This is a genomic window from Elioraea rosea, assembly GCF_007644105.1.
GTDB classification, from domain to species: domain Bacteria; phylum Pseudomonadota; class Alphaproteobacteria; order Acetobacterales; family Acetobacteraceae; genus Elioraea_A; species Elioraea_A rosea.
Window position 1 is genome coordinate 26,391 of record NZ_VFAC01000039.1, and the last position, 6,564, is coordinate 32,954.

Consider the following 6,564-nt stretch of genomic DNA (forward strand, 5'->3'; position numbering starts at 1 on the left):
GTCCTCCCTTCCGCCCTCAGGCTGCCTCGGCGATACGGTTGAAGAACGCCCGCACCGTCGGTTGCGTGCTCGTCGCGCGGAGCTCCCTCGGGTCTCCGGTCGCGATCATGCCCCGCGCCGCCTTGTCGAGCATGATGACACGATCCGCAACCGTCAGGATCGAATCGAGCTCGTGCGTGACGATCACGAAGGTCACCCCGAGGTCGCGCGCAAGCGTCAGGATGAGCTGGTCGAGCCCGGCCGAGGTGATCGGGTCGAGGCCAGCGGAGGGCTCGTCGAGGAAGAGCAGCGGCGGGTCGAGCGCCATGGCGCGAGCGATGGCCGCGCGCTTGACCATCCCGCCCGAGATCTCGGAGGGAAGCTTCTGCGTCGCATCGCCAAGCCCCACCATGCCGAGCTTCGACCGCGCGATGGCGAGCCGCGCCTCGGCGGGAAGGTCGGTGAAGCTCTCGAGGGGAAGGAGCACGTTCTCGAGGAGCGTCATCGAGCCGAACAGGGCGCCGAGCTGGAACATGACGCCGAAGCGCCGCAGCAGGAGCCGCCGCTTCTCCCCGTCGGCGGCGAGCAGGTCCTCGCCGAGGATGCTGATCGCCCCGGCCGTCGGCCGGCGAAGCCCGATCAGCAGCTTCAGCAGCGTCGACTTGCCGCAGCCCGACCCGCCGAGGATGACGAACACCTCGCCCTCGCGCACGTCGAAGGAGACATTCTCGAACACCGTGTTCGACCCGAAGCGCTGGGTCAGCCCCGTCGCCACGATGACCTTCGGCGCCTCGGGGCCAGGGCCGACACGGTCGCCGCGCGCGGGGGGGATCTCGGGCACCATCACCAGCCCATCAGGTAGAAGATGACAGCGAAGATGCCGTCGAGCACGACGATCGAGACGATCCCGCCGACGACGGCGGATGTGGCGCTGTCGCCCACCGCGCGCGGCCCCGCCCCGGTGCGCATGCCCCGCGCGCAGCCGATGCCGGCGACGACGGCGCCGAACACCATGCCCTTCGCCACGCCACCGATCACGTCGCCCATGCTCGTCCAGCTGACGACCTGGTTCGAGATGGCAACGAGCGGGAAGCCGAGCGACATCATCACCGTCGACATGCCGGCGACGGCGGCGAGGTTCATCGCGGCGATCAGCACCGGCATGATCGCGATGGCGGCGATCAGACGCGGCACGACGAGGAAGCGGAACGGGTCGAGCCCCATCGTCGTCAGTGCGTCGACCTCCTCGTTCACCTTCATCGTGCCGATCTCCGCGGCGAACGCGCTGCCCGATCGGCCTGCGAGGATCACCGCGGCGAGAAGCGGGCCGAGCTCACGGAACACCGAGACGGCGACGAGGTTGGCGACGAAGATCTCCGCGCCGTACTGGCGCATCGGGATGGCGGACTGGAAGGCGAGGATCAGCCCGAACAGGAAGCCGAGCATGACGATGAGCGGCAGCGCGCGCGTTCCCGCCTCCTCCGCGTGGCGCATCGTGTCGTCCCAGCGCAGCGTCCAGGGGCGGAGCACGGTCAGCACGGTTGCCGAGATCGCCTCGCCGAGGAACGTGATGCTGTCGCCCATGCCGCGCGCGCCATTCACCGCGCCGCGCCCAACGACGAGGGCGAGGCTCTCCGGCGGCCGCGCCACCACCTGGCCGGTGGCCGCCGCCTCGCCGCCCTTGCGGGTAAGCGCGATGACGGCGCCGACATCCTCAGACGCGCCGATGATCTCGCCGCCGCCCGCCGCCCTGGCGCGTGCGGCGGCGGCGAGAACGAGCGCCGCCCCCGCCCCGTCGCAATAGGTCACGCGCGAGATGTCGATCGCGACCGGCGCGGAGGCGGCGCGCATCGTCCGCTCCCACAGGGAGGACGCCGCCGCGGCATCGAGCCGGCCCTCGAGAACGAGCGCCGTCATGGCCGCCTCGCCTCGCCGCGCGCCGAGAGGAAGCGCACGAGCAGCATCAGGACGAGCGAGAGGACGACGAGCATGGTCGCCGCGGCGAGGATGGTGAGCTCGATCGTGTCCTTCAGCCCGGCGAACATCTGCCGTGGCAGCGTGCGCTGCGACGGACCTGCGAGGAACAGGACGACCACGCTTTCGTCGAGCGAGGTGGCGAAGGCGAACACCGCGCCGGCGACGACGCCGGGAAGGATCACCGGCAGCATCACGCGGCGAAAGGCCGTCACGGGCCCCGCGCCGCAGGAGGAGGCTGCGCGAAGGAGCGTCCTGTCGAACTGCGACAGCGTCGCGCCGACCGTGACGACGACGAAGGGCGAGGCGAGAAGCGCGTGCGCGATGATCAGCCCGCCATGCGTCGAGGCGAGGCCGACAGGGGCATAGGCGAAGGTGAGCGCGACGGCGGTGATGATGGCGGGCACGACGAGCGGCAGGAGAAGCACCGCCATGATCGCCGATGCGCCGGGAATGACGGCAAGCCAGAGCCCGATGGCAGCGAGCGTGCCGAGCGCGGTTGCGACGATCGTCGAGGCGATGCCGATGGTCAGGCTGTTCCAGAGCGCGGTGAGCCAGAAATCCGAGGAGAAGAACGCGCGGTACCAGCGCATCCCGATGCCCGGAAGCGGGAAGTGCAGGAAGCTGCCATCGCTGAAAGAGAGCGGAACGATGACCAGGAGCGGGGCGACGAGGAACACCGCGACCGCGAGCCCGACGACCCACCAGGCGAGCCTGATCGCGCTCATGACGTGCGCACCGCGCCGAAGCCGACCAGCTGGCCATAGAGCCCGACGATCAGGAGCGTCGCCGCGAGAAGAAGCAGCGAAAGGGAGGCCGCCATGCCCCAGTTCACCGTCTGGTTCGCATAGAACCCGATGAAGTAGGGCAGCATCTGGTCCGCCCCGCCGCCGAGCAGGGCGGGCGTGATGTAGAAGCCGAGCGCCTGGATGAACACCATCAGACAGCCCGCGCCGATGCCGGGAAGCGTCTGCGGCAGCCACACGCGGCGGAACGCCGAGACGGGATGCGCGCCGAGGCTCGAAGCGGCGCGGAGATGGATGGGCGGGATCTGCCGCATCACCGCGTAGAGCGGCAGCACCATGAAGGGCAGGAGGATGTGGACCATCGCCACCACGACGGCGAAGCGGTTGAACAGGAGCTGCTGCGGCGCGCCGAACAGCCCGAGCGCGACGAGCGCATGGTTGGCCACCCCCTCGCGCGCGAGCAGCACCATCCATGCCGCGGTGCGCACGAGCAGGCTCGTCCAGAACGGCAGGAGCACGGCGAACAGAAGCGCCGACGCGACGGCCGGGCGCGAGAGCGCGATCAGCGCCGCGAGCGGATAGGCGAGCACGAGCGTGATGGCGGTGACCATCGCGGCGATCCAGAAGGTGCGCCCGAACACGGTGCGGAACACCGCCTGCTCCTCCGCCACCGCGCGGATCGTTCCAGCAGCGTCGCGCTTGAGGTCGAGCGCGGCGAGAAGGAAGAAATCGGTCCACGGTCCGCGGGCGCGCGCGAGTGCTCCCCATGTCTCGAGCTGGCCCCAGGCGGGGTCGGCCCGCAGAACCGCCTCGCGGGCAGGGCCCTCGAATGGCGCGGCGAGGCGCCGGGCGGAGCCGATCAGCGTCGTCCTCAGCCCGGCCTGGTCATGGTTCAGCCGGCTCGCTGCGGAGGGCAGCGTGCCGGCCGCTCGCGCCTCGCGCAGATCCTCCACAAGCGCAGCGAAGACAGGCTCGTCGGGCAGCGCGGTGCCCGACCAGCCGGAGAGCGCACCGATCGTGCGGGGCAGGACGGGGGCGACCTCCCTGTCCTCGACACCGCGCTTCAACATCGCGCCGATGGGTGCGGCGAAGGCGACGAGAACGAACAGAAGCAACGGCAGGACGAGCAGGGCGGCAGAGACCTTCTGCCCGTACCCTGCCCGCCTCGCCCGGCGGGCAAGCGCTGCGGCCGCCTTGCCGGTCTCGATTGCCGCGACGTGTGCCACGCAATGCCGCGCGAGCGCGTTGGCCCCCGCGCGTCCTCCCTATCGGGCCACCCAGGCGTTGAAGCGCTGCGACAGCTTGTCGAGGTTGTCGAGCCAGAACTGGTCGTCGATCATCAGCGAAACCGAGAGGTTGGCCGGGTTGGTCGGGCTCTCGGCGAGAAGCGCCGGGCTCAGCCCCTCATTCGCCCCCTTCGCTGGTCCGCCATAGGGGATGAGCGGGATCAGCTTCGCCTGCACCGCGGGGTTGGAGGCGAAGCTCAGGAAGCGATAGGCGCTTTCGACGTTCGGGCTTCCCTTCATGATCACCCAGCTGTCGATGGTGTAGAGAGAACCCGTCCACTGGATGCCGAAGTTGCGCCGCTCGGTGCGGTTGGCGTTGGTGATGCGGCCGTTCGGCGAGGACGTCATCAGCACCTCGCCCGCGCCGAGGATCTGCGGCGCCTGCGCCGAGGACTGCCACCAGACGATGTGCGGCTTCAGCCTGTCGAGCATGCGGAAGGCCCGTTCGACGCCCGCTTCCGTGCGCAGCGTGTCATAGACCTGGTTCGCGGGAACGCCATCGGCCAGAAGCGCGTACTCGAGGTTCAGCTTGACGCCGCGCCGGAGCCCGCGCTTGCCCGGATAGCGCTCGACATTCCAGAAATCCGCCCAGGTCGGCGTGCCCTGGAACTTGTCCTTGTCCCAGGCGAGGACGAAATTGTAGAGGATCGTTCCGATGCCGCAGTCATGCACCGCCTCGGGCAGGTAATGGTCGCGCCCGCCGATGCGCGAATAGTCGAGCTTCTCGAACAACCCCTCCTCGCAGCCGAGCAGGAGCTCCTCGCTCTCAACCTGCACGAGGTCCCAGGTGTTGTTGCCGGACTGGATTCGCGTGCGAAGCACGCCGATGCCGCCATCCCAGCTGTCCTCGACGAAGCGGATGCCGGTCGCCTGGCTGAAGGGGCGGAAATAGACTTCCCGCTGCGCATCCTGGTAGGCGCCGCCCCAGGACACGATCGTCAGGTCGCGCGACGAAGCCGGCGCCGCGGCGAGAACGAACGCCGCGCCCGCGGCGGCAAGTAGGAAACGCCTCATCTCTCTCTCCTGATCGCGGATGGCCCCGGCGGAACACGGTAGCGGCCGGAGGCTCGGGATTTCAACGCCGGCTCGAGCACCTCTTGAAACGGTAAGGTAGCTTAGCCCGTCCTGATGGAACCGGGATCGGTACCATCAGGACGGGCGCTGCTTTCAGTCCCCGGGCGCGAAGGCGACGGCATGCTCCGGCTGCCAGGCGACGGCGACCTGCGCACCAGGGGCGAGCCCCGCCATCGCCGCCGCAGCCGGGCGCTTGGCGGTGATCTCGACCCCGCCTTCCAGCGCGAGCCGCAGGCGCACATGGTCGCCGAGATAGATCACCTCGGCGACCGTCGCGGGCAGGGCGTTCTCGCCAAGGTCATCGGCGCTTCCGGCCGCGACGGCGATCCTCTCCGGCCGGACAGAGAGCAGAGCAGGGGAGCCCGGGCCGCCGGCATCGGCCTGGCGGGCCCAGAGGCGTCGGCCGCCGCCAAGCGCGATCGCGGTCATGTCCTCGTCGCGCTCCGCCACCGTTCCGGCGATGCGGTTGTTCTCGCCCACGAAGCCGGCGACGAAGGCATCCGTCGGCCGCTCATAGAGCGCCTGGGGCGTATCGAGCTGGCGGATCGCGCCGTCGCGGAACACGGCGATACGGTCCGACATCGTCAGCGCCTCTGCCTGGTCGTGCGTGACATAGACCATCGTTACCCCGAGCCGCTCATGGATGTGGCGGATCTCGAGCTGCATCTCCTCGCGCAGCTGCTTGTCGAGCGCGCCGAGCGGCTCGTCGAGCAGCACGAGCGGCGGCTCGAACACCAGCGCGCGGGCAAGCGCGACGCGCTGCTGCTGCCCACCGGAGAGCTGCGAGGGACGCCGTGCGCCGAGATCGGGCAGCCGCACCATGTCGAGCGCGCGCTCGACCCGCCTTGCCTGCTCGGACCTCGCAACGCCGCGAACCGACAGCGGGAAGGCGACGTTCTCGGCCACCGACATGTGCGGGAAGAGGGCGTAGGACTGGAACACGACGCCGATGCCGCGCTTGTGCGGCGGCAGCCGCGCGATCGGCCGCCCGTCGAGCAGGATCTCGCCGGCCGTCGGCTGCTCGAAGCCCGCGAGCATCATCAGCGTGGTCGTCTTGCCCGAGCCGGAGGGGCCGAGCAGGGTAAGGAACTCGCCGCGGGCGATGTCGAGGTCGAGATGCCGGACCGCGTAGCGCTGGCCGTCATAGCTCTTCTCGACACCGCGGAAGCGGACGAGCGTGTCGTCTTGCCCTCTCATGTGGCGCAAGACTGGCAGCCGGAAACCGGCCCTGCAAGCCGCTCCCGGGGCCGCGGGGCGCGCCCTGCCGAAGGCGGAACGGACCGGGCAGAGGCTGTGGAGATTAGCGGTCGATTCACCATCCGGTGCGACCGTGCGGCATGGACATGCGCAGCGAAGCACCGCCCCGGGCCGACGCGCGCCCACCCGTCCGCGCCGGCGGCGCCACGGCGATGCCTGCGGCGGCGGTCGTCGTCGCGGTCGGGCTGTGGGGCGCCTTGACCGCCCTCGCCGCGGCCTTGATCGTCGCCCCCGAGGCGCTCGCGGCG

Annotated in this window: 6 protein-coding genes; all 6 read right to left on the bottom strand. The window is 70.1% G+C overall.

Translation table 11 applies throughout. The features are described 5' to 3' along the window. Positions 1-16: 16 nt before the first annotated feature. The 6 genes from FIF60_RS18030 to FIF60_RS18055 all read right to left on the bottom strand — a co-directional run bounded on the left by FIF60_RS18030 (position 17) and on the right by FIF60_RS18055 (position 6,256). Positions 17-823: an ABC transporter ATP-binding protein gene (locus tag FIF60_RS18030; protein WP_144299685.1), complete on the bottom strand. Its 807-nt coding sequence runs from the start codon at positions 821-823 to the stop codon at positions 17-19. After that, positions 823-1,896: an MlaE family ABC transporter permease gene (locus FIF60_RS18035; protein ID WP_144299680.1), complete on the bottom strand. Its 1,074-nt coding sequence runs from the start codon at positions 1,894-1,896 to the stop codon at positions 823-825. Before FIF60_RS18035 ends, FIF60_RS18030 begins: the two co-directional genes overlap by 1 nt. After that, a complete protein-coding gene (locus FIF60_RS18040; protein ID WP_144299681.1) occupies positions 1,893-2,681 on the bottom strand; it encodes an ABC transporter permease in 789 nt (262 codons plus the stop codon). Before FIF60_RS18040 ends, FIF60_RS18035 begins: the two co-directional genes overlap by 4 nt. Next, a complete protein-coding gene (locus FIF60_RS18045; protein WP_144299682.1) occupies positions 2,678-3,925 on the bottom strand; it encodes an ABC transporter permease in 1,248 nt (415 codons plus the stop codon). The genes FIF60_RS18040 and FIF60_RS18045 overlap by 4 nt, the downstream gene beginning before the upstream one ends. Positions 3,926-3,964: 39 nt before the next feature. Next, positions 3,965-4,999 (bottom strand): ABC transporter substrate-binding protein, encoded by a 1,035-nt coding sequence (locus tag FIF60_RS18050; protein WP_144299683.1) that lies wholly within the window; start codon positions 4,997-4,999, stop codon positions 3,965-3,967. Positions 5,000-5,152: 153 nt separating this feature from the next. After that, on the bottom strand, positions 5,153-6,256 hold the full coding sequence (locus FIF60_RS18055; protein ID WP_144299684.1) for an ABC transporter ATP-binding protein: 1,104 nt from the start codon (positions 6,254-6,256) through the stop codon (positions 5,153-5,155). Positions 6,257-6,564: the final 308 nt, after the last annotated feature.